The organism is Bacillus sp. 22446 (assembly GCF_052044955.1).
Lineage (GTDB): Bacteria > Bacillota > Bacilli > Bacillales > Bacillaceae > Bacillus > Bacillus altitudinis.
This window is the reverse complement of record NZ_JBQEOD010000011.1, coordinates 1-25,170: the sequence shown is the minus strand read 5'-3', so window position 1 is coordinate 25,170 and position 25,170 is coordinate 1. Positions and strand designations below refer to the sequence as shown.

Below are 25,170 nucleotides of genomic sequence, written 5' to 3'. Positions count from 1 at the left end.
ATCGCTTGCTGGGTTGTTTTGTTTCAATGAAAAGTGGATCTTTTGGAGAAAGGATTTAGATGATGAAACGTAGATGGATACTCATTGGAATGTGCCTCATTCTTGCTTTATTAGGACACTCCTTTTTCTTATATGAATATACGCAAGGCCGATATATGACGGGAGATGGAGATGGCATTTCGCAAATGCTCCCGTTTAAAAAGCTGCTGTATGACGAATACGTCAAAGGAAACTTCTTTTATTCCTATCAATTTGGTCTAGGCGGCGGTACATATACGCAATTAGGTTATTATTTTACAACGTCGATGGTCTTTATGGTCACAGTCGTTGTTGTCTGGCTGTTAAATGTGCTTCACCTTGTACAGTCAACAGACATTCACTTTTGGGCAAATGCTGTTATTTGGCTGAGTGTGATCAAGCTGACAGTCATTCTGTTCATCGCATATCGTGTGCTTCTTTCGATTGTGCAACATAGGCTGGGGGCGCTGACAGGTGCCGGTATTTACGGACTGTCTATTGTGTACTTTCGGCATCAAACGTTTTGGGAGTTTTTCACCGACAGCATGATGTGGCTTCCGCTGCTTGTGCTCGGGGTTGAACGGATTTTTAAAACAGGTAAGCCGGCATGGTTTATTGCGGCTTGCAGTCTCATGCTGATCAATAATTTTTACTTTGCTTACATTCACTTTATCTTTTTAGCCATTTATCTCGTCTTCAGATATATGATTAAGCTTCAAAGCGAGGAGCGAGGCTGGAAGGTGTTCTGGACACTTGCGATCTCTACGTTGTTATCGTTTGGGATCAGTGCTGCCTTTTTTATCCCGTCTGTTTACGGCTTTCTCAATAATGTAAGACCGCCGTATGAACAGGCAATTCCTTGGTTTGCGCTGCATGATCATCTGCTGTTTACAAGCAGGGTGTATTTATTGCCGGTCATCTTTCTGATTTGTCTGTTTCTCGTTCCGCTATACCGGAACAGATGGTTTTTCATGTTCACATCGATCAGTGTTCTGCTGATCATTTTTCACTACAGTCCAAAGATGGCGAGCGTGTTTAATGGTTTTTCTGCACCGCAGTACAGATTTGAATACATTCTTGCTTTTACAGTCGGAGCAGTCGTAGCCATCACCATCAAGCATTTCTCGCAAATGGAGTGGAAGTGGAAAAAACGTGCGGTTTTAGGCGCTTGGATTGTATTCCTTCTCGCAGTCGCCCTTTCAGAACGAGCAAAGGGAAATATGGATGTTGTTGTATTTACCGGAATAGGACTGCTTGTGATCAGCTTGTTCTTCCTCTCGATACATGCGGGGAAACGTCTGCACCTTCGTCTCTTTTCAGCTGTGCTCATCGTTGTGAGCTTACTGACAGCAGGCGTGTATCAGCAGGGCTACTTATTTGAAAGAAGCAATATTAAGAGCGTATCAGATACGTATCTGAATAGTGAGGCGTATGCTGGACATGAGCAAATGAAGCTCATTCAGCAGATTCAAAGCCGCTCAAAAGAAGATCCGCTTGCCCGGATTGATTGGATGAACGGCGTGCGCAACAACACCCCGTTATTTGAAGGCTTTCAAGGCATGAGTGCGTATTCAAGTATATTAAATCAGCATCTGCTCCATTTCTACTGGAATGACCTGCAAATTGATATGGGACGGGAAAGTGTCAGCCGGTATGCAACAATGGGGGACAGAGCGAATTTATACAGTTTGACCTACGGGAAGTATTATATGAGAGACAAATCGATGTCTTTCTCACCACCGGTTTATTTTAAGCCAATATTGGAAAGCGAGCATTATGAAGTGTATGAAAATACACGTCCGCTCCCATTTGCAAGAACAACGAGTACCGTCTATTCAGAAAAGTCACTAGAGCATGCGTCAGCACTTGATAAAGAACATGCGATGTTGCAAGGTGTGATCTTAAACAAAAAAGGAAATGCTGAAATCGACCAATCGCCTGATCGAATAAAGGATACAAACATTCATACTGAACAAGCGGTATACGAAAATGGCGTGCTTGATGTATACGGGAAAACGGGCGGGCTGAATATCACCCTTCCAGATGATATCGCTCGCGTGGGGGATGTGTATGTGAGCTTTTATGTGAAGCGGACCGACCGTAACGAAGGGTTTCAGTTATCTGTAGATGACTACGTCACATCACGCAAAAGCAATACGTCTATCTACAAAACAGGCGTTAATGACGTGACGATCCGAGTCCCTGCGGAAAAAATCCTTTCCATACGAGTTCCAAAAGGGACGTATGAGCTGAGTCAATTAAAGCTGTATCATGAGCCTTACCGCACCCTTGCGCGGGCATATGAAAAAGAAAAACAGGATGATGGCAGCCAGCAGGTGAAGCTTAAAAATAACCGCTTTACGATTTCTTATGAGAACAAGCGCGGCGATGATTATATGATTCTGCCTGTTCCATATGAAAAAGGCTGGGAGCTCACGGTGAACGGCCATCAAACCGAGATTGAACAAGCCAATTATGCGTTTATTGGTTTTCCAATAGAAAAAGGCAAAAACGAGATCGTGCTAACTTACTATCCGCCTTATATCAGAATTCTCGCATTGATTTCATTGATCAGTTTGATCGTTGCGATTTTATATGCACGGAGAAAAAACAAGAAACACCACTTTTCAGCATAAGTGGTGTTTTTTTATCTTTCATCTCATACGTAAGTTTCTTCATCCCATTCAATCGTGTATTCGTTCATTTTTTTATCAATATCGTTTTGAATACTCATGTGCTGAAATAGCGCATTCAATTCTTCTGTCCTCTTTCTTCGATCCTTTTCATAATAATAGAACGCATCTCGATAATCATGATCCCTTAGCATCTTTGCTATGAGCATGGCATCTTCTAGACTATACGATGCTCCTTGACCAACAAAAGGGTTCGCCGTATGTACCGCATCACCTACAAGAACAACACGTCCTTTTGACCACACAGGAAAATCCTTTATTTCATAGATACTTCTTGGAAAGAACATGTTTGTATGATCGATGATGTCAGAAAGGTGTTTAGGAATGTTCCAATGTTCCATTTGTTTATATAATAACTGTCGGATGGTTTCTTGATTGGCTTTCTCAAAATGTTTTGTAGGTAACTTCTCAGGACACTGAGAGAAAGCTTGCCATAAAATATTCATTTTATTTGTTGGATGCGCTTTTCCAAAAATGAATTGAAAGTTTCCGTCATTGTAAAAATAACTTGTTGCCTCATCCAATACAAAATCCTTCACAAACGATACTCCTTGTAGTCCCCAAAAACCGCTATAGTCTAATTTAGCATTAAACGCAATAGCCTCTCTTGTTTTAGAAAAAGTTCCATCTGCTCCTATTACGATATCACCTGTTATCACAGTTTCATCTTCAAAAAGAACCTGAACGGAATGAGGCTGCTGTGTGATTGAGATTAACTTTTTGTTGTATTTCACTTCTATTCCTTGGCGGTGAACTTCTTTTAAAAGTGATTTGATGATTTGGTCTCTCATGACGTTCAGTAAAGGGGCATCATAATATTTTTCACTATAATTGTGAAAGATCGCTTCTACTTCATTTTCACTGTTTATTTGCTGGATCTTCTTTATCACGGTTGCATTTGCGATCACTTCATTTTTACACCCGATTCCATCCAAAATCTTTACCCCATTCGGAGACAGTAAAAAACCTGCTCCTGTTTCTAATTCTTCATCTGACCTGCTTTCATAAATCGTACTTTCCATTCCAGCCTTTTTTAAAAATAAAGCAGTAGCCAATCCTGCTACACCACTGCCGATAATGATCACATTTTGAGATTTCATCATTTTTCCTCCCTTTTTATAAACAGACCGGTCGGTTTATTTTAGTGCAAAAAAATAAGCTTTTTCATATAAGACAGCGTATCACAATTCCCCCTTTTCATTTGGTAATTAAAGTATATGATAATATGTTAGAAATGATTTAGCAAGAATGAAACTAACCAATTTCTGATCAACTTCTTTTAAAAACATGAAGGGGATAACAAAACATGAACAAAGACACCGTGATAAAACACTATGAACACACCCTTGAATGGGTACAGTCACTAACGGAAGTAACAGAAGAAGAATGGCGTAGCGCCATCGCTGATGGAAAGTGGAGCATTGCTGAGATCATCGCACATTTCGTTCCATGGGATGAATTTATTTTACACGATCGCCTAAAGGAATTTTGGAACAATAAAGCGTTACCTCAGGCACCTGATGTGCATGAAATGAACCGGCAGTCAGCCGAAAGAGCAAGAAAGGAAGAGAGAAGCGAGACGATCGGGCGATTTATTGCTATTAGAACAAAATTGCTTCAAGAAATGAAGAAAATCGAAGCATCTCGCTGGAATACATCCTTTTTGATCGGTCAAACCGAGCTGACGTTATCAAGTTTTTTTCAAGGTTTGATTAAACATGATCTCCATCATATGGAGCAGGTCAGACAAGCGCTCTCTACAGAAAGACGATAGCGCCTCACGAAGCTTCCTTATCAAACGAAAACGACGCATAATCAAACAAAAAATGAAATAGCCAAATACTTAGCGCAAAGAGAATTTCTTCAGAAGTAGTCAGCAAAATGCCGTCAACCAATTCGTCTGATACATAGACAGCACCCCAAATAAACAAAAGGTGAAATAAAACGGCATAGAAAACGATAGATCGTTTTTTGGACCGACACTTACGAACAAACCGCATGAGCACGTGTTCCAGATGTTCAAAAGAGATCCCAAGTACAACATAGATGCCCATAAACAGAATCAACGATAAAATCGATTGATAAAAAGCACCCGTCAAATGAAAGAACAGCACACAAAACAACAAAAATATGTAACAGACAGCTGATAGCGCCATGAGCCATTTCAGCCCTTGCCATAAAGCGTGAACAGATTGTTGCATGGGTAAACAACACTCCTTTACATGAAGATACCTGCAAAAAGGACAGCCTTTTTGCAGGAAGGTTGGAATTAATCCTCTTTTTTAGGTGCAGCGATGACAGGATGTTTTTCTGTATCAAGCAGTTTTAAGAATTCTTCGCCTTGATCTAAATGATCCAAAACAAGCTGTTTCGGTGTCACCGCAAGCCACTGATTGAGTGAAATGTCTGCATAATGATCGCTCTTAAAGATTTCTAAGAAATAGAGCGGTTCGTCGCCTGTATTTTCTACATAATGCCCCATCGCAAATGGCACATAGCCAACGTCTCCCGCCTGATAGTTGAAGGTTCTCGCATGTCCATCAGAAGCAAATACCGTCATTCGTGCCTTTCCAGAAATGAAATATTGCCATTCATCCGTATTTGGATGCCAGTGCAGCTCACGAATGGCACCTGGATCAACTTTCACAAGAGCGGATGCAATCGTTTTAGACGCTTTGAAATTGGTAGAGTCCGCAATCCACACTTGTCCACCGCTTGACGTAATTGGCTCTTGTTTTAATAGCTCATATTTAAAGGAATTCGGGACTTCTCCTTGCTCTGTTTGCACCTTGTCACATTCAAGGGAACCAGGAATTCCTTTTTGGAAAATATACTTCTCTTTCTCTGGCAGCTTCTTAAATTGCTCCTTTGTCATTCCAAAGTTTTGGAGAACGACTTCCTCTGGGGTATGCGCAAGCCAATCAGTCACTTGGAACGTACTATTTTCAGAGAAGGAACCATCATCAAACACAAGCAAGAACTCAGCTCCTGGTTCAAGTGCTTGAATAGAGTGCGGCAAGCCTGAGGGGAAGTACCATAAATCACCCTCGGTCACATCCTCTGTAAAATTGCGCCCCTCTGCATCAACCGATGTAATTCGGGCTTCCCCATAAATCATGTACGCCCACTCCGCTTCCTTATGCCAGTGAAGCTCACGAATCGCACCAGGCTTTAGCCGCATGTTCACAGAGGCAAGACTTTTAGAGATTGGCAGTTCACGTACCGTGACTTCTCTTGCGTAACCGCCTTTTTCTAAACGGTTGTGCGTATCAGAAAAAGAATATTTCATGTTGGAAACCGTTCCATGATCGGTTTCTGGTGGCGTGAGCATATCTGGGTTTTGTCTGTCTCGCTCGAGATTACGTGGAATTTTGACCGTTGCTCCTTTTTCTCCTCGAATCGGCTGCGGTACACCATTTTGCTTTTCACTCATGATAAAATCCCCTTTCAACATCGTATTGTGTGAGGTGACAAAAGGCCTTTCATTTCGCCCTCGTTTTCATAAGGTGAAACGAATCAAGAAGATGTCAATCTGATTCATCATTTTTTTGAACAGCGACCAATCGTTGGATGAGTTTGCTTAATTCATCAAACTTTCGTTCAAAACGTGTCAGCAAATAAATCGTTAAAATAGCAGGAAATCCAGCCTGACCGAGCTGCTTCAGCCATTCCTCCGAAAAAAAGGTCTCCATTTGTCTCACCTCCCAGCGGATGCTCGTCTTCTCTATAAGTGGTATGAAAGAAGAAATAGGAAATCAAAAGGGGAGAAAATGAACCATTAGACCCGTTTCACAAAGTTTACTTTTTTTAACTTTTGTCCACTTAATGCAAGTAGAGAGAACAAAGGGGAGGATGCACATGGATTATCGGCTGTTATTGAAAGCAAAATGGAAGGAAATAATTGATCACCCGCTCATTCAGCAATTTTTAAGCAATCCTAAAAACCAGCAGCTGCTCCGGCAAGTCATGGAAGAGCCAAACGAGGAAAATGCGAAAAAACTAGATTCCGAGTTCAAGCAGTTTTATCAAAAAATCCGCATCATCAAGTATATTTCCACAATGATCCGCATCTTTTCAGTCGACTTTGACAAACGAGTGAAAAAAAAGCAGCATCGTTTTCCGCTCATACTCGATCATCCTGATACGCAAGAAGTGAAAGACCCTGTTCAAGCAGATACGTATGAAGCTGTGCTCTTTAACCAACAAGACTTAGGGGAGCACCTGCAAGACCCAAGATTGTACAAGGCCTATCAGCAGCTCACAGAAAAACAAAAAATGGTTCTAACCCATATTTATGTCGAAGGCCAAACGATGAAGGAAATAGCCGACCGGCTGGGCGAATCAAGACAAAACATCTCAAACATCCACAAAAAAGCGCTCAACAAACTAAAAGAAGAAACAGGGGGAGATGTCCGTGAACGAAGACAAAATGACCAATGGAGAAATGGAAGAACTCATTGAAACCTTCACACCCATGATCAAAAAGAAACTACAAAACACGGCATATCAAGAAAGAGAAGACCTCGAACAAGAACTCTATATCAAACTCATCGAAAAAGTAGACTGGCTGATTTACCAAGAGGGACCTGGCTTTTGGGAGTTTATTGTGGAATATATGACGAAGATGTAAGCACAAAAAAAGACTCGCTCACACAGAGCCGAGTCTTAATTTTTTTTGCAGTTTTTCTTCACTGAAAATCCAGCCGGTATAGGAATTTTTGATTTGGTGGTCCATGTCGATATGGCAGATTGCAACAAAAGGATAGTGACCTTTGCTGCGGTAGCGCAAATCAATGAACCGTACCTCATAATGATCCTTGTATTTATCCACTTCCCACCGGTAGACAGGGGAGAAGGAGAGAAAGGCTGAAATGTTTTCATCCTGTTTGGCAATTTTCATAATCTCAGTATCAGGGACCGGCACACGGTTAAAGGTGTCTAAAATGATGATCTCACCATTCATACTGCGTCCAACATGGAAAGAGGATTTACATTTCACGGCAATGCGCCATTGTCTGAACTTCATTGTAGGCGAAATAATAATGTCTTCAATCTCATCGAATCGTGCACGCAGCTGGCGTTTAATCTGAAGCTGCATGATGACCCTGACGATATAGTAACAAAAAATCACGGCATATAGCGAGATGAACGTATAGCCGGGATGCCCGCCAATCGCCCATACGCCAATGGCGACAAGATGTGTAAAAAAGATAAACGGATCAAACGTATTAATGATCCCAAGCGCTACCCATTTCTTCGAAAATGGGCGAATGGCCTGCGTACCGTATGCATTGAAAATATCGACAAACACATGAAGCACGACGGCTAATAGGGTCCATAGCCAAAGGTGAAGTATATTCGCCCCCGGCACAAATGGGAAAATCACAGCCGGAATTAGCAATGACCAAAACAGTACAGCCGGAATGGAATGAGTAAATCCCCGGTGATTTCTTATATAAACTGCATTATTTTTTAGTTTTAGCACAGTATCAATGTCTGGTGCTTGGGAGCCGGCGATGGTCGCGATCATCACGGCGTGTGCCATGTGTGGATCTGCGCTGACGGCTGGATCTAAAAGCGCAAGTCCCCCAAGAGAAATGCCCATTACTACATGAGTACCAGTGTCCAATTGATTACCTCCTAGTTGTCATGCTTAGGAACAATCATACAAAGTATACGTCTCTCATCAAGACTATGTGCAAAATCACTTTTGCTTTATCTCGATTTAATGTAACATGTTAACGTATCTACAAACAGTATACAACAAATAAGGTTCTTTTCAGAACGTTAGCCCTCGGTTCAAGTGAGAAGGAGTATAGATATGAAAGACATTCAAGAAAAGCTGGACCGCAAAGATATTGCGGGCTTTCAGCATGATTTAATCGATTGGTATGAAAAAGAACAACGAACACTTCCATGGCGTGAAAATCAAGATCCATATCGCGTCTGGGTATCAGAAGTGATGCTCCAGCAAACAAGAGTGGATACGGTCATTCCGTACTTCAATCGGTTTATGGAGCAATTCCCGACGGTGAAGGATCTTGCTTTAGCTGATGAAGAAAAGGTCATGAAAGCATGGGAAGGTCTTGGCTACTACTCACGAGTGCGTAATTTACAGGCAGCTGTGAAAGAAGTCTATGAATCCTACGGGGGCGTTGTCCCTGATACGAAAGAACAATTTTCAAAACTGAAAGGTGTAGGCCCGTATACGAGCGGCGCAGTGCTGAGTATCGCCTATAACAAGCCATACCCTGCGGTAGACGGCAACGTGATGAGGGTCATTTCCCGTATCTTGTCCATATGGGATGATATTGCAAAACCAAAAACGAGAAACATTTTCGAATTTGCAGTTGATCAGCTCATTTCCCGGGAAAAGCCGTCAGAATTCAATCAAGGGCTAATGGAGCTAGGTGCGCTTATTTGTACCCCAACCTCTCCTGCATGCCTCATTTGTCCTGTAAACATGCATTGCTCAGCACTTGAGGAAGGCGTTCAGCATGAGCTGCCGGTGAAAAGTAAAAAGAAAAAGCCGACTGCGAAATCAATGGCAGCAGCGGTGTTATTTGACGATGCAGGCCATCTTTATATTCATAAACGTCCAAGTACAGGTCTGCTTGCGAATTTATGGGAGTTCCCAAACATGGAAACAATGAAGGGAAGAAAAACGGAAAAAGAGCAGCTGATTGATTTCTTAAAAGAGGAAGCGGGTGTACAAGCAGAACTTGGTGATTTAGAAGGCACCATTCAACATGTATTTACCCACCTCATCTGGAATATTTCTGTTTTCTTTGGACGTGTGACTTCTGTATCTGATGACACGATGCTAAAAAAAGTCACAACAGAAGAATTTGAGGCATATGCTTTGCCAGTCTCACATCAAAAAATATGGAAGATGGCACTTGAACAGCCTAGTCATATTTAACCGTTGTACCATGGGTATAATCGGCTTCATTTCGGTGCAGACCCCCACGGTTTTCAATTTCAGAAATGATTTCTCGATACTTAGATTGCCCTTCTTCGTTTAAATAAGGTAAAATTTGTTGGAAAGCATGGTGAAAAAAAGCAAGCTCAGTATCTTTCCATTGATCCTTTGACATCATGCCAAGCTGGCTTAAATCGCGTCCGACATACATGAATGTAACCTCCTAATAGGAACTTTCCTATTAGTGTGAAGCGAATGGACGAAAACTATTCAAATCAGGAGATGAACCATAATGAACAAGCGTAAATGTGCACTAATTACAGGCAGCAGTAGAGGTGTCGGGAAAGAAGTAGCCCTTCGCCTGGCTGAAAAAGGATATGACATTGTCATTAACTATGCAAGAAGCAAAAAAGCAGCACTTGAAACAGCTGAAGAAATTGAAGCGATGGGTGTTAAAACATTAGTTGTCAAAGCCAACGTTGGTCAGCCAGAGAAAATCAAAGACATGTTCCAGCAAATTGACGAAACGTTTGGCCGTTTAGACGTATTTGTGAACAATGCGGCATCTGGCGTTCAGCGCCCAATCATGGATCTTGAAGAAAATCATTGGGACTGGACCATGAATATCAATGCGAAGGCCTTGTTATTCTGCGGACAAGAAGCAGCCAAATTAATGGAGAAAAACGGCGGCGGACATATCGTCAGCATTAGCTCACTAGGCTCCATCCGCTACCTTGAAAACTACACGGTGGTCGGTGTATCTAAAGCAGCACTAGAAGCGTTGACACGCTACCTATCCGTTGAGCTGTCACAAAAAAATATCGTCGTAAATGCCGTATCAGGCGGCGCCATCGATACAGATGCACTCAAGCACTTCCCAAATCGTGAAGAGCTATTAGAAGATGCTAAGAAAAATACACCAGCAGGCCGTATGGTGGAAATTAAAGACATGGTCGACAGTGTAGAATTCCTTGTATCAGGCAAAGCAGATATGATTAGAGGACAGACGATTATCGTCGATGGCGGACGTTCTTTGCTTGTTTAAAAAAATCATGAATAAGATGTACACCTTCTGCACAAATTAATGTGCGTGGAGGTGATAATGATGGATAAACAACAAAACAAAACAAACGCACAACAAGTGAAAAAACAAAACCAAGCTGCTGCACAAGGCGGTCAATATGGCACTGAATTTGCTAGCGAGACTGACGCACAGCACGTAAAAAAATACAACCAAAAAGCTGAGCAAAACAAACAACAAAACAGCTAATCACTGAAACAAAGGGAAGCACTTCATCTACGAATGAAGTGCTTTTCTTTTTGCCTCTCCCCACCATCCGACAAAACCTGTAAAACCTCTACATAAACAGTCAAAGGACTTCTTCCTTCTTTCAAGAAATGGTATAGATACAAAAAGTCGATACGAATGAAAGGGAGGAGTTAGATGTCTGATTTCGACCAGCTTGTCAAAGAACAAATGCAGCTTATGGATCAGCTGCTCGATGTACAAGGAGAACTTGATCTGTACTTAGAGTCAGAAAAACGATTGCTGCAAGGTGAAAAAAAGGAAGAGCGGCATAAGCTTCATGATCAAATCAAACAGAAACGAGAGGAACTGCAAAAAGTCCAAACACTATTTACAAAACAGACTGAACAAGTCATCAATTCGTATAAGCAAATGGAGAAGAGCTCAACCGTGATGTAAAAGAGTGTGCCGTTCAATTGGGTTGAATGGCTTTTTCATTTCATTTTTTAATGATGTAACGGTATAATATAATAGAGACATGTTTAGTTGGGAAATTAGGTCTTTGGACTGTTAGGTTTGTTTGTTATAGAAAGTAGGGGAGAAAATATGGGCTATCCCAAGGAAGGAGAAACCATCCAAATTCAAAGCTATAAACATAATGGCTTGATCCACAGGATTTGGAATGAAACCACCATTCTGAAAGCAACGGAATTGTGTATCATTGGTGCAAACGATCGAACAATGGTGACTGAATCCGATGGCCGAACATGGATGACAAGAGAACCGGCTATTTGCTATTTTCATGCAAAACAATGGTTTAATGTCATTGGGATGCTTCGAGATGATGGGGTGTATTATTACTGCAACATCAGCTCTCCTTTTGCGACAGATGAAGAGGCGATTAAGTATATTGATTACGACTTAGATGTCAAAGTCTTTCCGGACATGACGTATAATATTTTGGATGAGGATGAATATGCAGATCATAAGAGGCAGATGAATTATCCAAAAGAAATCGATAGTATCTTACGAGAGCATCTAAATACATTACTGCATTGGATTCACCAGCGGAAGGGACCGTTTGCTCCAGAATTTGTGGATATGTGGTATGAACGTTTTTTGCGTTATACAAAATAAGTAACAGCAGCTAAAACCTGTTTGGCTTTTCAAAGCCAACAGGTTTTTGATTGCGTACGGATAAGAGGCACTGATAGATTGGGAAGGAGATTTACATGGGGGTCATAAAACGTTACATGGCTTTTGTAACACCGTATAAAAAACAGATTGCATTGACAATGGTGATCGGAATGATTAAGTTCTCGATTCCCTTAACATTGCCTCTGCTTTTAAAGTATGTCATTGATGATGTGATTCAAGGCTCTGGATCGGCTGAAGAAAAAACATCCACTCTCTTTATTATTATGGGAATCATGCTTGTCTTATTTTTAGTGATGAGACCGCCTGTTGAGTACTACAGACAATACTATGCGCAGTGGACAGGCAGTAAGGTATTATTTGATATTCGGGAAAAATTGTTCTCGCACATTCAAAAGTTGAGCCTTCGTTATTACGCCAACACGAGAACAGGGGAAATTATTTCAAGGGTCATCAACGATGTGGAGCAAACAAAGGAATTTGTCATCACAGGGCTTATGAACATTTGGCTTGATTTGATGACCGTCCTGATTGTGATCGCCATTATGTGTACACTGGATCTTAAACTCACCATTGTGTCTGTCATTATTTTTCCACTGTATGCGTTAGCAGTGAAGTATTTTTACGGACGGCTTCGCAAGCTGACAAAAGAGCGGTCGCAGGCACTCGCTGAGGTACAAGGGCACCTGCATGAGCGAGTACAAGGAATGCCTGTCATTCGCAGCTTTGCGATTGAAGAATACGAACAAGAGAATTTTCACGATGAAAATAAAAATTTCTTAAACAAAGCGATCAATCATACGAATTGGAATGCCAAAACATTCGCCGTCGTCAATACGATCACAGACATTGCGCCGCTGCTCATCATTGCTTTTGCTGGCTATACCGTCATTAACGGGTCGCTTTCAATTGGGACAATGATTGCCTTTGTCGGCTACATTGACCGGATGTACAACCCGATTCGTCGTCTCATTAACTCATCGACGACTTTAACTCAGTCAGTAGCCTCAATGGATCGTATTTTTGAGTTTATTGATGAACCGTATGAAGTAACAGATAAGCCGAATGCAAAAGAAGCCAATCACTTAAAAGGAGAGGTAGAATTTAAAGATGTGTCGTTCCGTTACGAACATACACAGGAAGAGATTTTACACAATATCTCCTTGAAAGTAGAAAAAGGCCAAACCGTTGCGCTTGTAGGAATGAGCGGCGGAGGGAAGTCGACACTCGTCAGCCTAATTCCAAGATTTTATGATGTCACAAGCGGATCACTCGAAATTGACGGCATTGATATTAAAGAGTACAAGGCAAGAAGCCTGCGTAATCAAGTCGGGATGGTGCTCCAAGATACATTTTTATTCAGTGACACCATTAAAGAAAATATCGCTGTGGGAGACCCGGAAGCATCCTTTGAGAAAATTGTGTCGGCTGCCAAAGCGGCTAATGCGCATGATTTTATCATGTCTCTTCCTGAAGGATATGACACGAAAGTAGGAGAACGTGGCGTAAAGCTATCAGGCGGTCAAAAACAACGAATTTCAATTGCAAGGGTATTTCTTAAAAATCCACCGCTGCTTATTTTAGACGAAGCGACGTCTGCACTTGATTTAGAAAGTGAACATTACATTCAAGAAGCGATGCAAAAGCTGGCAAAAGATCGCACAACTTTTATAGTTGCGCACCGTTTATCAACGATTACACATGCGGACCTCATTGTGGTCATGGAACAAGGCGAGATTGTGGAAAAAGGAACACATGAAGAATTAATGAACCGAGACAGCCACTATCGCCATCTATTTACCATTCAAACATTAAATTAGTAGAAGCCTATCCGATTCTAGCGGATAGGCTTTTTTATGCTTGTCAAAAACATGACATATTTCCCAGCTTGTCTCAATACAATTTTAAAAAGTATGACGGGGTGGTGAAGATGTGAAAGAACAAGAAGTATTGCTAGATGTCAAACAGCTGTCCATTGCCTTTCAGCAAAAAAAACAGAGAGTGCCGATCGTCCATGACATCTCATTCTCTATTCAAAAAGGAGAAACCTTAGGTATTGTGGGCGAATCTGGCTGCGGGAAAAGCATCACATCGATGTCTTTAATGGGGCTGAATCATCAAACAGAAACAACAGGTCACATACAATTTGAAGGTCAAAACCTGCTGTCACTTTCGGAGAAACAATGGCGAGAGGTCAGAGGGAATGACATCTCAATGATTTTCCAGGAACCCATGACTTCTCTCAATCCACTCATGACCATCGGCAAGCAAATGACAGAAGCCCTTTTCACACATCAGGCCATCAGCCAAAAAGAAGCAAAAGCGAAAGCGGTAGATTTGCTTCAAACGGTAGGCCTGAAACAAGCAGCGTCATTACTCAAAAAATATCCACATGAACTATCGGGCGGCATGCGTCAGCGTGTGATGATTGCGATGGCGATGCTGTGTCACCCAAAGCTCATGATTGCAGATGAACCAACGACTGCACTTGATGTCACCATCCAAGCACAAATTCTTCGTTTGCTCAAAAAGTTAAATGAAGAGATGGACACCGCTATTTTATTTATTACTCATGATTTAGGCGTCGTGCGGCAAATATGCCAGCGTGTCATGATTATGTATGCCGGTCGAATCGTAGAAGAAGGAACCGTTGACCGTATTTTCCAAAAACCTCTCCATCCCTACACGAAAGGTCTTTTCGCCTCTGTTCCATCATTTAAAGAGAAAAAAGAAAAACTCATGTCTATTGCGGGTCATGTACCTAAGCCAGGAGCTATTCGGTCCGGCTGTCAATTTGCACCACGCTGTCCATATCAAATGACGCAATGTCTTGAAAAAGACCCATCTTTACAATCCATTTCACACAATCACCGCGTCGCATGTTTTCTAATGGAAGGAGGAGAAGACACTGAATCACCCACTATTGCAAGTGAATCAACTGACGAAGCGTTATGACACATCGGCATTTTTTTCTAAACACAAACAGACGACTATGGCTTTAAATCAAGTGTCCTTTCACGTGAAAGAAGGAGAGACGCTCGGCATTGTGGGCGAATCTGGCTGCGGGAAATCAACCCTTGGCAAAAGCTTAATGAGATTAATCGAACCGACTTCTGGCTCAATCCAAATGAAAGGAAAAGAAGTGATGCTTCTGAAAGAACGAGACATGCGTTCCTTCAGAAAAGACATTCAAATGATTTTCCAAGATCCATACGCTTCCTTAAATCCACGAATGAAAATCAAAGACATTTTAGAAGAACCGCTCATTGTTCATAAACATGGAACAAAAGCAGAAAGACAAAAGCGGGTAAAAGAGATGTTGCACATTGTTGGGTTTGACCCATCCTATGGAGACCGTTATGCGCACCAATTCAGCGGCGGTCAGAGGCAGCGTATTGGAATTGCTAGGGCGCTGATTACTCATCCAAGTCTTGTGATTGCCGATGAGCCAGTTTCCGCTTTAGATGTATCGGTTCAAGCGCAAATATTGAATTTAATGCTCGAATTGCAAAATACGCTTTCTCTGACGTACTTGTTTATTTCTCACGATCTAGGCGTTGTCAAGTATATGAGCGACCGAATTGCAGTGATGTACGCTGGCCGTATTGTAGAAATGGGTCCTGCGGAGGACGTATTTCACAAGCCGCTTCATCCTTATACATCGCTTCTTCTGACATCCATTCCACATATGGATCACGTGCTGGAAACGCAGGATGTGTCAGCGGAAGAATCCACCCTGGTGTCAGAAGATGGCTGTCCTTTCTATAAAAGATGTCCAAAAAGGTGGGCGCAATGCTTGCAAGCTGTTCCGCCTTTGTATGAGGAGAAAACAGGCCATGCAGCTGCGTGCTATTTATATCAAAAGGAGGAACACAATGAAGAAGACATGGTTATTCAGTAGTTTCATTTTTGTGCTAGCACTTGCGTTATTTTTAGGGGGCTGTTCATCTTCATCAACATCAGAAGAAAAAGCCACAAAAGACACTCTCGTATTCGGCAGAGGAGGGGACTCTACGTCACTTGATCCGATTACAACAACAGAAGGCGAAACCTTCAAGGTCACAGAGAATATGTTTGAAAAGCTTTTGAATTACGGTGAAAAAGACACGACCATCCATCCGGGCCTCGCAACAGAATGGGATGTTGCAAAGGACGGAAAATCGTACACGTTCTACTTAAGAGAAGGTGTGAAATTTCACGATGGCACAGATTTTAATGCAGAAGCAGTGAAATTCAACTTTGACCGCTGGATGAATGGAGATGCCGAAAAATTTCCTTACTACGGCATGTTTGGCGGCTATAAAAAAGATAAAGGGCATGTCATTAAAGACATCATCGTCAAAGGAGAGCATGAAATTGAATTTCAACTCAAACGCCCGCAAGCAACATTTCTGAAAAACATCGCCATGTCACCATTTGGTATCGCTAGTCCTGCAGCAGTTGAAAAAAGCGGTGATTCATTTAGAGAAAACCCAGTGGGCACAGGACCATTTAAGTTTAAAGAATGGAAACAGAACGACCGTATTGTCTTAGAAAAGAACGAAGATTACTGGCAAAAAGATAAACCAAAACTGAAACAAATCATCTTCCGCTCTATTCCTGAAAACTCTGCTCGTTTAAATGCGCTTAAAACAGGCGAAATCGACTTAATGGATGGCGTCAATCCGTCCGATTTAGATGGCATTAAAACAGACAAAGCGCTCCAGCTGATTGAAAGACCATCCATGAACGTAGGTTATATCGGGCTGACAGTCACTAAAAAGCCGCTTGATAACAAGTTGGTTCGTCAGGCACTCAATTATGCAGTTGATAAAGAATCAATCATCGAGTCGTTTTATGGAGGGCTTGCTGAACCAGCAAAAAATCCACTTCCTCCGTCATTAGAAGGCTACAATGACGAGATTGAGCCATATCCATATGATCCGGAAAAAGCAAAAGAACTATTGAAAGAGGCAGGCTTCCCTGACGGTTTTCGCATCAAGCTTTGGGCAATGCCTGTGCCGCGTCCATATATGCCAGACGGGATGAAGGTAGCTGAAGTCATTCAGTCAAACTTTGAAAAAGTTGGTGTCAAAGCCGAAATCGTCACATATGATTGGGCGACTTATTTAGATAAAGCAAGTAAAGGCGAAGCAGATGTGTTCTTATTAGGATGGACAGGGGACAATGGCGATCCTGATAATTTCATCTATACATTATTAGATAAAGACAGTATTGGCGGTAACAACTATACATTCTTCCAAAACGATAAAATGCATGACATCCTCATTGAAGCGCAGACCGATACGGATCAAAAGAAGCGAAATGAATTATATCAAGAAGCTCAAGAAATCATTCATGATGAAGCACCTTGGATTCCATTAGTCCATTCAATTCCAATGCTTGCCGCATCTAAAGATTTAAAAGGCTACCAGCCGCATCCGACTGGTTCCGAAGCATTGACTGACGTATATTTCGAATAAGCAAATAAGGGAGATCGTTCGATCTCCCTTATCCAAACAATGAAAAGGCGGTGAAAGCTGTTTGTTTGCTTATTGTATGAAGCGAGCAGGAATGCTCATTCCAGTACTGATCGGAATGACCTTAGTTGTATTTTCTATTATTCGGTTTATCCCTGGAAATCCGGCGCAGGTCATCTTAGGACAGCGGGCAACGAAAGAAGCAGTAGAGCAATTGACGATTCAGCTTGGTTTAGACCAGCCGTGGTACGTTCAATATGGTCACTACATGCTGGGGCTTTTAAAAGGCGATCTAGGGACTTCCATACGAACAGGAGCGGCTATTGCCCAGGAAATGAAGCCTTACTTATTCGCTACATTAGAATTGACTTTCTTCGCTATGTTGCTGGCGATTATTGTCGGTGTGAATGCCGGAATCATTAGTGCGTGGTTTAAACATTCTTTCTTTGATTATGTGGCCATGTTTATTGCGCTCATTGGGGTGTCCATGCCGATTTTCTGGTTAGGCTTAATGGGACAGTGGCTATTCTCGATTGAATTAGGTATTTTGCCGACTACAGGACGAGAAAACGTCAGAAATCCGGTAGAGTCGATCACCTATATTCATACGCTGGACACGCTTTTGCAAGGACGATTTGATCAATTCTTTGACAGCATCAAGCATTTAATTTTACCAAGTACCGCTCTCGCAACGATTCCTGCTGCGATTATTGCAAGGATTACGAGGGCAAGTATGCTGGAAGTTCTTCATTCAGATTTTATTCGAACAGCAAAAGCAAAAGGGGTACGTTCATTTTTCATCATTTATCAGCATGGGCTGAAAAATGCGCTCATTCCGATTTTAACGATTATTGGTCTTCAAACAGGTCTCTTGCTAGGCGGAGCCATTTTAACAGAAACGATCTTTGCTTGGCCGGGAATTGGGCGGTATATTTACGATGCAATTAGCTATCGTGATTATCCTGTTATTCAAACTGGCATTCTTGTTGTTGCGCTCATATTTGTGCTGATCAATTTCATTGTGGATATCTTGTATGCAGTCATTGATCCGAGGATTAAATACTAGAGAAGGGAGAGTGACGACATGGAAGCGCAAAAAGAGCTTCAAGCACCTGAACAAAAGGAAGAACGCTCTCAATCACTGATTCTTGAATCGATGAAACTGTTCTTTCAGCACAAGCTGGCGGTCATTGGCACTGTGATTGTCTTTTTATTTCTGATCCTAGCAATCTTTGCACCGCTCATTGCTCCTTATGGAATCAACGAGCAGTCACTAGGCGAACGATTTAGTGCCCCTTCAGCTGCGCATTGGTTTGGTACGGATGATTTCGGGAGAGACATATTTTCTAGAGTCGTGCATGGAGCTCGGATTTCATTATGGGTGGGTTTCTTCTCCGTTCTCGGGTCGGTTATTTTAGGGACATTGCTTGGATTGATGGCAGGTTACGGCGGCAGATTGCTGGATGCTGTCATCTCAAGACTATTTGATATTTTACTCGCTTTTCCTAGCATTCTATTAGCGATTGCGATCGTTTCCATCTTAGGACCTTCCTTACAAAATGCCCTTATTGCCATAGCGATTATTAACGTCCCGACTTTTGGGCGGCTGGTTCGTTCAAAGGTGCTGAGCATTAAGCAAGAAGAATATGTTTTAGCAGCAAAGGCAGTCGGGATGTCACATCGCCGCATCGTTCTCCGTCACATTCTGCCAAATAGTATGGTGCCGGTCATCGTTCAAGCGACGCTTGCGATTGGTACTGCCATTATTGAAGCGGCGGCTTTAGGATTTTTAGGATTAGGTGCACAAGCGCCAAGTCCAGAGTGGGGGAAAATGCTTGCAGATGCGAGACCTTATCTCGTACAAGCGCCATGGACTTTATTTTTCCCGGGGATTGCGATCATGCTGACGGTTCTTGGTTTTAACTTGATGGGAGATGGATTAAGGGACACCCTTGATCCTAAAATGAAGAAAATAAAATAAGACCGATTCTTAGAATCGGTCTCAGCGTGTAGGCAAACCCTCGCATTCGTTGTTAGTCCTGCGTGCTGGTGCTCACGAATATGGCATTCGCTCCGCTCCAGTACTCGTCCTTTCTTGATTTCAAGGGTTTTCAACTACGCTGCAAAGAAGACAAAGGGCTAAAATAAAGATCATTGTAGCCCTTTGTCAAAAATGTAAGCCCGATTCTAAGAATCGGGCTTTTGTATTTAAGCTTCTTTTTCTTCTGTCTCAATCTCACTATCTTTTGGGTGATACGTTTGGAAGCTTGTAATCAAAGTATCTAGATGCTCCAATTCATCACGGTATTCAATAATGCTCGACATCACATTCAGCATATTGTAATCCAGCAAGTCGTTTTCTTGATTTTGCTGGTGCTGAATAAATGATTTCGTTAATGCTTCAAGACGAAGAGAGCATTCATTCTGAAAATCATCGTCCTGCGGTTTCATTTTTCCAACAAACTTCATCAAGGTACGTTCATGCCAATAAAGCAAATAATCAATCTCATCTGTTAAGCTCTCTCTGAAATGCTCTGGCATCAAATGAATTTCATTTTCTAACTTATGAAGCTTTTTCAGCAAGTACAGCGCTCGATTAGACGTCATGATTGCCTGTCTGAATAAAACAAGCTTTCTAGATTTGACATAAGTTGTTTTCTTTAAATAGCTTCGTTCTTCTTTGTATAACAAGTAAATGTGATCTAATTTGATCATACGTTCTTTTATTTGATCGATGTCATCCTTTAAAGTGGAATGATCAGTAGACTGTCTGGAGCTCAGACGGATCCATTTTAAAATCTCCTCCGTATTTTCCATAATGTGATGAACAAGCTTTGTTTCATACTTTGGTGGCAGGAAAATCAAATTCACTAAAAATGAAGAAAGTACGCCTAACACCACAGTTGCTGTTCGAATTAAGGCAAAGGAAAGGAAATGATCCCCTGCACTTTCTAAAATCGCGATGACGGTTACGAGTGCAATCGGAATCGTGTGTTCTATCTTCAGCTTTAAATTAATCGCAATGACCATGACGGCAGTTAAGCCGATGATGACTGGTCCTGTGCCAAAAAGCAGACCGAACGTAATGGCAAGTGCTGCTCCAATAATATTGGCTTGCACTTGATCAACAATCGTTAAAAATGATCGATAAATAGATGGCTGGATAGCAAATACAGCTGCAATTCCCGCGAAGACGGGTGTCGGCAACCCAAGCCATGTTGCCAGGTAAAGCGCGAGTACAATGGCAATACCAGTTTTTAAAATACGGGCTCCAAGTTTCATTGGTTTTGTCCCTGCATTCCTTTCTTTTCGATAATAGATGACCACTTGTCATATATCATAAATATTTTGATGAAACAACTAAGTAATATACAGCGGTCTTCCGAAATATTCAAGTGATTTTTGAAAGTTCATGAAAACATCAAAAGAAGGTATTGAGAAAAAATGTAACAGATTCACTCGCTTTTGACAATCAAGAGCTGGTAAATAAAAAAACAGACGCATGAATTTACGTCTGTTTTTCTCTTCATTATGATTGTTTCAGCTGTTCAAACGCATGATCTACTGCTTTGAGCGTTTCAGAAATATCATTTTCAGTATGTGCAATGGTTAAGAACCAAGCTTCATATTTAGAAGGAGCGAGGTTAATACCTTGTGCGAGCATGAATTTAAAGAAACGGGCGAACATTTCACCATCCGTATTTTCAGCCTGCTCGTAGTTCACAATCGTTTCCTTTGTAAAATAAATGGTGAGAGCACCTTTTAAGCGATTCACTGTAATATCTACTTGATGTTTTTTTGCGTGGGCTAAAATTCCCTCTTCTAACATGGCCCCAAGCTGATCAAGACGTTCGTAGACCCCGTCTTCTTTTAACACTTCCAAGCATGCAATACCAGAAAGGATGGAGGCGGGATTACCTGCCATCGTACCAGCTTGGTATGCTGGTCCAAGCGGGGCGACTTGCTCCATAATTTCTTTTTTGCCGCCGTAAGCGCCGATTGGAAGACCGCCGCCGATAATTTTACCTAATGCAGTGAGGTCAGGTTTTACTTGAAGCAAGTCCTGTGCACCACCATACATAAAGCGGAAAGCTGTAATGACTTCATCATAGATGACTAGAGCCCCTTTTTCATGAGTCAGGTCATTAACCTGCTGCAGGAAACCGTCTTTAGGCTCTACGATGCCAAAGTTCCCGACAATTGGCTCAACAAGAACAGCTGCTACTTCATCACCCCAGCGGTCTAATGCTTCTTTGTAGCTGTCTATATCGTTGAATGGAACGGTAATGACTTCATTGGCAATACTTTTAGGCACGCCCGCTGAATCTGGTGTTCCTAAAGTGGAAGGTCCAGAGCCGGCCGCAACTAGCACAAGATCAGAATGGCCGTGGTAACATCCGGCAAACTTAATGATCTTTGTTCTGCCTGTATAAGCGCGAGCGACACGGATTGTCGTCATCACAGCTTCTGTACCTGAATTGACAAAACGAACTTTGTCCAAAGCAGGCATCGCTTCCTTCAGCATCTTAGCAAAAGTGACTTCATGCTTCGTTGGTGTTCCGTAAAGGACACCCGTCTCGGCTGCTTTCGTGATGGCTTTTGTAATATGAGGATGAGCATGTCCCGTAATAATTGGGCCGTATGCTGCTAAATAGTCGATATAACGGTTTCCGTCAACATCCCAAAAATAAGCGCCTTCGCCTTTTTCCATTGCAACAGGTGACCCGCCGCCCACTGCTTTATATGAACGAGATGGGCTGTTAACCCCTCCAACAATATGCTCCAGCGCCTCTTGATGTAATTTTTCTGATTCGGTGAATTTCATAAATAGCCTCCTATCTCAACGTATCACGTCGTCTATCATTATTTTAACATGCCGATGCAAGCGTCCTTAGTTGAATATCTTCTCGAAATTGGATAGGCTAATGAAAAAATAGGTTGGAGGGATTGTATCATGACAATCGAAGTGGGGCAGCAAGTACCTGATATTGAATTACTTGGTGATAATGGAGAGAAAGTAAAGCTCTCTGATTTTAAAGGGAAACACATTGTCCTTTATTTTTATCCAAAAGATATGACGCCGGGCTGCACAACGGAAGCCTGTGATTTTCGTGACCGCCATCAAAGCTTTGCCGAATTAGATGCTGTGATTATCGGCGTAAGCCCAGACGGTCAAGACAAGCACCAAAAGTTTAAAGAAAAACATGACTTACCTTTCCTGCTTCTTGTAGATGACGAACAAAAATTGTCTGAAGCTTTCGGTGTGTGGAAGCTGAAAAAGAACTTTGGTAAGGAATACATGGGAATTGAACGCTCAACGTTTCTTATTAATAAAGAAGGAAAGCTTGTGAAAGAGTGGCGTAAAGTAAAGGTGAAAGATCATGTGGAAGAAGCGCTTGAGGAACTGAAAGCTCACGCTTAATATGTTGACGAGATGAGATCGGCAGTCGTGCCGGTCTTTTTTGTAAAGAAGAATAGGTAAAAAAGAGGATTGTAATTGACAAAGTTTCGGCTCTGGGGGTACACTATTTATAAAGATTATAATATAAGAATATTTTTGAAAAGAGAGGTGCATGATGAAATGGCTGCTCACGAACTAAAAGATGCTTTAGACGCTCTAAAAGAAACCGGTGTTCGAATTACTCCGCAGCGCCATGCCATCTTGGAGTTTCTCGTAAATTCTATGACACACCCAACCGCGGACGATATATATAAGGCACTTGAAGGGAAATTTCCTAATATGAGTGTAGCAACGGTTTACAACAATTTACGAGTCTTCCGGGAATCTGGATTAGTAAAAGAATTAACGTATGGGGATTCCTCAAGCCGATTTGATTTTGCGACATCTGACCATTACCATGCGATTTGTGAAAACTGCGGAAAGATCGTTGACTTTCACTATCCTGGCCTTGATGAAGTAGAACAGCTTGCATCCCATGTGACAGGTTTTACAGTAAGTCATCATCGCTTGGAGATCTATGGCACTTGTCAAGAATGTGCAAAAAAAGAAAATCATTGATGAAAAAGCTGACCAGTTGAATGGTCAGCTTATTTTTATGACTTTTTTCGATTGTAGGATTCATCAAACTCTTTGCCTTCTAATGCTGGATCGAGTGTAAGTGGCTCTCTGCAATGCATGCACATGTCCACCCGCCCAAGCACTTTTGTTTCCTTCTCACAGCCTGGACATACGACACGGACTGCCTTCGTAGAAAGCATACCGATCCAAAAGTAAACGGCTGTACTCAATCCAATCGATAACACGCCGAGTAGCATAAAGAAGGTCGACAGCCAGACCGATTCCTTGAAGAACACACCGATATACATGATCAAAAAACCAACAAAAACCAAACTAAGTGCAAATGTTCTGATTTTATTAATCTTACTGGAGTATTTCGCCATCCCTAGTCCCCCTTATCTCCAATATAGCACATTTTACCTTTCTGTTTGAATTAGTTATAGAGTTTTGTGAATAAATTGCTTATAATGATTCAACGATCTTTTTTCATGTATTGAAGGAATTTTGATTCTATGAGGAGAAATACATAGCATTAGAGAAGAACCTTACACCCGAGTATTGGAGGAATCACTATGGAAAATCTTCTCCGTCCTATTTATCAAGAGAGAGCAAGTCATCCAGATACATTAGCTGTGATTATAGTAGAAAGAAGACATAAAGTATCTTCTGAGACGGATAACTTTGATGCAGCGCTTCTAGTCATCGTAAAGGATGCGGAAGAACCGTTATTTATTAAGCACTATGAATCCGGTCACCAAACAGCTTCTTTAAATGTTGTCACAGATGATCAGTTGAAGGAATGGATTACCTTAGGTACCAACAGACGGATTATTGATTGGATTTTAAACGGAAAAGTCCTGTTTGATCGAAATGAATATATTTTCAACTTGATTGATGAACTTAGTACATTCCCGTTTTCTAACCGCAAGCTCAAAATTGGTTTAGAATATGGCAAGCTCATTCGAAGATATATAGAAGGAAAAGCATTTTTTGAATCAAATCAATTCCTCGATGCATATAATTCCATTGTGCATGCCCTGCATCATCTGGCGCGTATTGAAGTGATTGATAAAGGCTTCCACCCAGAAGTGACCGTTTGGAACCAAGTACGACATATGGAACCGGAAGTATATAAACTTTATTCAGAGTTGATTGAAAGCCACGAAAGTCTTCATAAGCGGTTAGAACTTTTATTCCTAGCGAATGATTTCTTGATTCATTCAAAAGCAGAAATTGGTGCGGCTCATTTGCGTCATGTCATGGAACAGCAGGATATTTGGCTGTTTGGCGAGCTTCTTGCACATCCTGATCTCAAACATTTCACGCCTGATCTTAGTGTGATGATTGATTTCTTTGTGGAAAAAGGAATTGTGCTAGTAGAGCCAATTGAGACGAAGGGACAAAAAATCTATCACCGAGGATATTTTGTTAAAAAAGATATTGACGCATGAATATTATGATGGTATATTATTAAACGTCGCTAATGAGCAACCGAGTTACTTTGAAAGAAAAGCGGACAAAAAGAAATTCAAAAAAACACTTGACGCACACGGTGCTCAAATGTTATATTAAGAAAGTCGCTTCTGAGCGATAACGAAGATGATCTTTGAAAACTAAACAAGACAAAACGTACCTGTTAATTCGAGTTTTTATAAAAA

Annotated in this window: 26 protein-coding genes and 1 pseudogene; 18 read left to right on the top strand and 9 right to left on the bottom strand. The window is 41.6% G+C overall.

The genetic code is table 11. The features are described from left to right. Positions 1-59 precede the first annotated feature (59 nt). Positions 60-2,654: a YfhO family protein gene (locus ACTJJD_RS16935; RefSeq protein WP_440608679.1), complete on the top strand. Its 2,595-nt coding sequence runs from the start codon at positions 60-62 to the stop codon at positions 2,652-2,654. A gap of 23 nt (positions 2,655-2,677) precedes the next feature. Here ACTJJD_RS16935 and ACTJJD_RS16930 read toward each other — a convergent pair whose 3' ends face one another. Further along, positions 2,678-3,811, bottom strand: a complete 1,134-nt coding sequence (locus tag ACTJJD_RS16930; protein ID WP_046527462.1) for an FAD-dependent oxidoreductase — start codon at positions 3,809-3,811, stop codon at positions 2,678-2,680. A 206-nt stretch (positions 3,812-4,017) separates the two neighbouring features. On the opposite strand from ACTJJD_RS16930, the gene ACTJJD_RS16925 reads away from it, so the two are divergent. Further along, the gene (locus ACTJJD_RS16925; protein ID WP_440608678.1) at positions 4,018-4,485 is read left to right on the top strand and encodes a DinB family protein; all 468 of its coding nucleotides are present in this window, start codon (positions 4,018-4,020) and stop codon (positions 4,483-4,485) included. 4 nt (positions 4,486-4,489) lie between these two features. Here ACTJJD_RS16925 and ACTJJD_RS16920 read toward each other — a convergent pair whose 3' ends face one another. The 3 genes from ACTJJD_RS16920 to ACTJJD_RS16910 all read right to left on the bottom strand — a co-directional run bounded on the left by ACTJJD_RS16920 (position 4,490) and on the right by ACTJJD_RS16910 (position 6,403). After that, the gene (locus tag ACTJJD_RS16920) at positions 4,490-4,912 is read right to left on the bottom strand and encodes a regulatory YrvL family protein (protein WP_440608677.1); all 423 of its coding nucleotides are present in this window, start codon (positions 4,910-4,912) and stop codon (positions 4,490-4,492) included. Positions 4,913-4,980: 68 nt separating this feature from the next. Further along, positions 4,981-6,144 (bottom strand): oxalate decarboxylase family bicupin, encoded by a 1,164-nt coding sequence (locus ACTJJD_RS16915; RefSeq protein ID WP_440608676.1) that lies wholly within the window; start codon positions 6,142-6,144, stop codon positions 4,981-4,983. Between the two features lie 94 nt (positions 6,145-6,238). Further along, a complete protein-coding gene (locus ACTJJD_RS16910; RefSeq protein WP_073415715.1) occupies positions 6,239-6,403 on the bottom strand; it encodes a YvrJ family protein in 165 nt (54 codons plus the stop codon). Positions 6,404-6,569: 166 nt separating this feature from the next. Here ACTJJD_RS16910 and ACTJJD_RS16905 point away from each other — a divergent pair, with 166 nt between their 5' ends. Then, positions 6,570-7,172 (top strand): sigma-70 family RNA polymerase sigma factor, encoded by a 603-nt coding sequence (locus tag ACTJJD_RS16905; RefSeq protein WP_440608675.1) that lies wholly within the window; start codon positions 6,570-6,572, stop codon positions 7,170-7,172. Then, positions 7,120-7,341 (top strand): sigma-O factor regulator RsoA, encoded by a 222-nt coding sequence (rsoA, locus tag ACTJJD_RS16900; RefSeq protein WP_038475040.1) that lies wholly within the window; start codon positions 7,120-7,122, stop codon positions 7,339-7,341. Before ACTJJD_RS16905 ends, rsoA begins: the two co-directional genes overlap by 53 nt. A gap of 18 nt (positions 7,342-7,359) precedes the next feature. Here the strand turns inward: rsoA and ACTJJD_RS16895 are convergent, their stop codons facing one another. Next, positions 7,360-8,340, bottom strand: a complete 981-nt coding sequence (locus ACTJJD_RS16895) for a metal-dependent hydrolase (protein WP_440608674.1) — start codon at positions 8,338-8,340, stop codon at positions 7,360-7,362. A gap of 192 nt (positions 8,341-8,532) precedes the next feature. On the opposite strand from ACTJJD_RS16895, the gene mutY reads away from it, so the two are divergent. Then, the gene (gene mutY, locus ACTJJD_RS16890; protein ID WP_045034508.1) at positions 8,533-9,633 is read left to right on the top strand and encodes an A/G-specific adenine glycosylase; all 1,101 of its coding nucleotides are present in this window, start codon (positions 8,533-8,535) and stop codon (positions 9,631-9,633) included. Here the strand turns inward: mutY and ACTJJD_RS16885 are convergent. Beyond that, on the bottom strand, positions 9,620-9,844 hold the full coding sequence (locus ACTJJD_RS16885) for a hypothetical protein (protein ID WP_008341962.1): 225 nt from the start codon (positions 9,842-9,844) through the stop codon (positions 9,620-9,622). The two genes, mutY and ACTJJD_RS16885, sit on opposite strands and share 14 nt — an antisense overlap. A gap of 81 nt (positions 9,845-9,925) precedes the next feature. Here ACTJJD_RS16885 and fabL point away from each other — a divergent pair, with 81 nt between their 5' ends. The 10 genes and pseudogenes from fabL (at position 9,926) to ACTJJD_RS16835 (ending at position 19,474) form a co-directional block, all read left to right on the top strand. Continuing rightward, complete coding sequence (gene fabL / locus ACTJJD_RS16880) at positions 9,926-10,678, top strand: enoyl-[acyl-carrier-protein] reductase FabL (protein WP_007496726.1); 753 nt, start codon at positions 9,926-9,928, stop codon at positions 10,676-10,678. A 75-nt stretch (positions 10,679-10,753) separates the two neighbouring features. Then, positions 10,754-10,903 (top strand): annotated as a pseudogene (locus ACTJJD_RS16875) (gamma-type small acid-soluble spore protein); the annotation flags it as partial. Positions 10,904-11,077: 174 nt separating this feature from the next. Continuing rightward, entirely contained in the window at positions 11,078-11,338 is a 261-nt protein-coding gene (locus ACTJJD_RS16870) for a YgaB family protein (RefSeq protein WP_096881156.1), read from the top strand. A 147-nt stretch (positions 11,339-11,485) separates the two neighbouring features. Next, positions 11,486-12,016: a nucleoside tri-diphosphate phosphatase gene (ntdP, locus tag ACTJJD_RS16865; RefSeq protein ID WP_008341956.1), complete on the top strand. Its 531-nt coding sequence runs from the start codon at positions 11,486-11,488 to the stop codon at positions 12,014-12,016. Positions 12,017-12,111: 95 nt separating this feature from the next. Beyond that, on the top strand, positions 12,112-13,854 hold the full coding sequence (locus ACTJJD_RS16860; RefSeq protein ID WP_007496730.1) for an ABC transporter ATP-binding protein: 1,743 nt from the start codon (positions 12,112-12,114) through the stop codon (positions 13,852-13,854). A 112-nt stretch (positions 13,855-13,966) separates the two neighbouring features. Next, positions 13,967-14,989, top strand: coding sequence for an ABC transporter ATP-binding protein (locus ACTJJD_RS16855; RefSeq protein WP_041090775.1), 1,023 nt, complete (start codon positions 13,967-13,969; stop codon positions 14,987-14,989). After that, positions 14,958-15,935 carry an ABC transporter ATP-binding protein gene (locus ACTJJD_RS16850; RefSeq protein ID WP_099496399.1) on the top strand — a complete coding sequence of 326 codons (978 nt, stop codon included), beginning with the start codon at positions 14,958-14,960 and terminating at the stop codon, positions 15,933-15,935. The genes ACTJJD_RS16855 and ACTJJD_RS16850 overlap by 32 nt, the downstream gene beginning before the upstream one ends. Then, positions 15,910-17,496 (top strand): ABC transporter substrate-binding protein, encoded by a 1,587-nt coding sequence (locus ACTJJD_RS16845; protein ID WP_440608673.1) that lies wholly within the window; start codon positions 15,910-15,912, stop codon positions 17,494-17,496. The genes ACTJJD_RS16850 and ACTJJD_RS16845 overlap by 26 nt, the downstream gene beginning before the upstream one ends. 61 nt (positions 17,497-17,557) lie before the next feature. Continuing rightward, complete coding sequence (locus tag ACTJJD_RS16840; RefSeq protein WP_007496737.1) at positions 17,558-18,559, top strand: ABC transporter permease; 1,002 nt, start codon at positions 17,558-17,560, stop codon at positions 18,557-18,559. Positions 18,560-18,577: 18 nt separating this feature from the next. Beyond that, entirely contained in the window at positions 18,578-19,474 is an 897-nt protein-coding gene (locus tag ACTJJD_RS16835; RefSeq protein ID WP_008341942.1) for an ABC transporter permease, read from the top strand. 227 nt (positions 19,475-19,701) lie between these two features. Here the strand turns inward: ACTJJD_RS16835 and ACTJJD_RS16830 are convergent, their stop codons facing one another. Both ACTJJD_RS16830 and ACTJJD_RS16825 read right to left on the bottom strand, forming a co-directional pair. Then, a complete protein-coding gene (locus ACTJJD_RS16830) occupies positions 19,702-20,775 on the bottom strand; it encodes an FUSC family protein (protein WP_025206980.1) in 1,074 nt (357 codons plus the stop codon). A gap of 247 nt (positions 20,776-21,022) precedes the next feature. Beyond that, positions 21,023-22,318, bottom strand: coding sequence for a glutamate-1-semialdehyde 2,1-aminomutase (locus tag ACTJJD_RS16825; RefSeq protein WP_008341922.1), 1,296 nt, complete (start codon positions 22,316-22,318; stop codon positions 21,023-21,025). Between the two features lie 129 nt (positions 22,319-22,447). Between ACTJJD_RS16825 and bcp the strand changes: the two genes are divergently transcribed. Together bcp and perR are read left to right on the top strand one after the other, a co-directional pair. Continuing rightward, a complete protein-coding gene (bcp, locus tag ACTJJD_RS16820; RefSeq protein WP_007496746.1) occupies positions 22,448-22,915 on the top strand; it encodes a thioredoxin-dependent thiol peroxidase in 468 nt (155 codons plus the stop codon). A gap of 159 nt (positions 22,916-23,074) precedes the next feature. Continuing rightward, positions 23,075-23,512, top strand: coding sequence for a peroxide-responsive transcriptional repressor PerR (gene perR / locus ACTJJD_RS16815; RefSeq protein WP_003217782.1), 438 nt, complete (start codon positions 23,075-23,077; stop codon positions 23,510-23,512). A 35-nt stretch (positions 23,513-23,547) separates the two neighbouring features. On the opposite strand, the gene ACTJJD_RS16810 is transcribed toward perR, so the two are convergent. After that, complete coding sequence (locus ACTJJD_RS16810) at positions 23,548-23,895, bottom strand: YgzB family protein (protein ID WP_007496750.1); 348 nt, start codon at positions 23,893-23,895, stop codon at positions 23,548-23,550. A 189-nt stretch (positions 23,896-24,084) separates the two neighbouring features. Here ACTJJD_RS16810 and ACTJJD_RS16805 point away from each other — a divergent pair, with 189 nt between their 5' ends. Beyond that, complete coding sequence (locus ACTJJD_RS16805) at positions 24,085-24,963, top strand: nucleotidyltransferase-like protein (protein WP_017358856.1); 879 nt, start codon at positions 24,085-24,087, stop codon at positions 24,961-24,963. Positions 24,964-25,170 lie beyond the last annotated feature (207 nt).

Bases quoted from the DNA above. Each gene is read 5' to 3' on its own strand.
- ACTJJD_RS16935 (WP_440608679.1), top strand. From the start codon at position 60: ATGATGAAACGTAGATGGATACTCATTGGAATGTGCCTCATTCTTGCT.
- ACTJJD_RS16930 (WP_046527462.1), bottom strand. From the start codon at position 3,811: ATGAAATCTCAAAATGTGATCATTATCGGCAGTGGTGTAGCAGGATTG.
- ACTJJD_RS16925 (WP_440608678.1), top strand. From the start codon at position 4,018: ATGAACAAAGACACCGTGATAAAACACTATGAACACACCCTTGAATGG.
- ACTJJD_RS16920 (WP_440608677.1), bottom strand. From the start codon at position 4,912: ATGCAACAATCTGTTCACGCTTTATGGCAAGGGCTGAAATGGCTCATG.
- ACTJJD_RS16915 (WP_440608676.1), bottom strand. From the start codon at position 6,144: ATGAGTGAAAAGCAAAATGGTGTACCGCAGCCGATTCGAGGAGAAAAA.
- ACTJJD_RS16910 (WP_073415715.1), bottom strand. From the start codon at position 6,403: ATGGAGACCTTTTTTTCGGAGGAATGGCTGAAGCAGCTCGGTCAGGCT.
- ACTJJD_RS16905 (WP_440608675.1), top strand. From the start codon at position 6,570: ATGGATTATCGGCTGTTATTGAAAGCAAAATGGAAGGAAATAATTGAT.
- rsoA (WP_038475040.1), top strand. From the start codon at position 7,120: ATGTCCGTGAACGAAGACAAAATGACCAATGGAGAAATGGAAGAACTC.
- mutY (WP_045034508.1), top strand. From the start codon at position 8,533: ATGAAAGACATTCAAGAAAAGCTGGACCGCAAAGATATTGCGGGCTTT.
- ACTJJD_RS16885 (WP_008341962.1), bottom strand. From the start codon at position 9,844: ATGTATGTCGGACGCGATTTAAGCCAGCTTGGCATGATGTCAAAGGAT.
- fabL (WP_007496726.1), top strand. From the start codon at position 9,926: ATGAACAAGCGTAAATGTGCACTAATTACAGGCAGCAGTAGAGGTGTC.
- ACTJJD_RS16870 (WP_096881156.1), top strand. From the start codon at position 11,078: ATGTCTGATTTCGACCAGCTTGTCAAAGAACAAATGCAGCTTATGGAT.
- ntdP (WP_008341956.1), top strand. From the start codon at position 11,486: ATGGGCTATCCCAAGGAAGGAGAAACCATCCAAATTCAAAGCTATAAA.
- ACTJJD_RS16860 (WP_007496730.1), top strand. From the start codon at position 12,112: ATGGGGGTCATAAAACGTTACATGGCTTTTGTAACACCGTATAAAAAA.
- ACTJJD_RS16845 (WP_440608673.1), top strand. From the start codon at position 15,910: ATGAAGAAGACATGGTTATTCAGTAGTTTCATTTTTGTGCTAGCACTT.
- ACTJJD_RS16835 (WP_008341942.1), top strand. From the start codon at position 18,578: ATGGAAGCGCAAAAAGAGCTTCAAGCACCTGAACAAAAGGAAGAACGC.
- ACTJJD_RS16830 (WP_025206980.1), bottom strand. From the start codon at position 20,775: ATGAAACTTGGAGCCCGTATTTTAAAAACTGGTATTGCCATTGTACTC.
- ACTJJD_RS16825 (WP_008341922.1), bottom strand. From the start codon at position 22,318: ATGAAATTCACCGAATCAGAAAAATTACATCAAGAGGCGCTGGAGCAT.
- bcp (WP_007496746.1), top strand. From the start codon at position 22,448: ATGACAATCGAAGTGGGGCAGCAAGTACCTGATATTGAATTACTTGGT.
- perR (WP_003217782.1), top strand. From the start codon at position 23,075: ATGGCTGCTCACGAACTAAAAGATGCTTTAGACGCTCTAAAAGAAACC.
- ACTJJD_RS16810 (WP_007496750.1), bottom strand. From the start codon at position 23,895: ATGGCGAAATACTCCAGTAAGATTAATAAAATCAGAACATTTGCACTT.
- ACTJJD_RS16805 (WP_017358856.1), top strand. From the start codon at position 24,085: ATGGAAAATCTTCTCCGTCCTATTTATCAAGAGAGAGCAAGTCATCCA.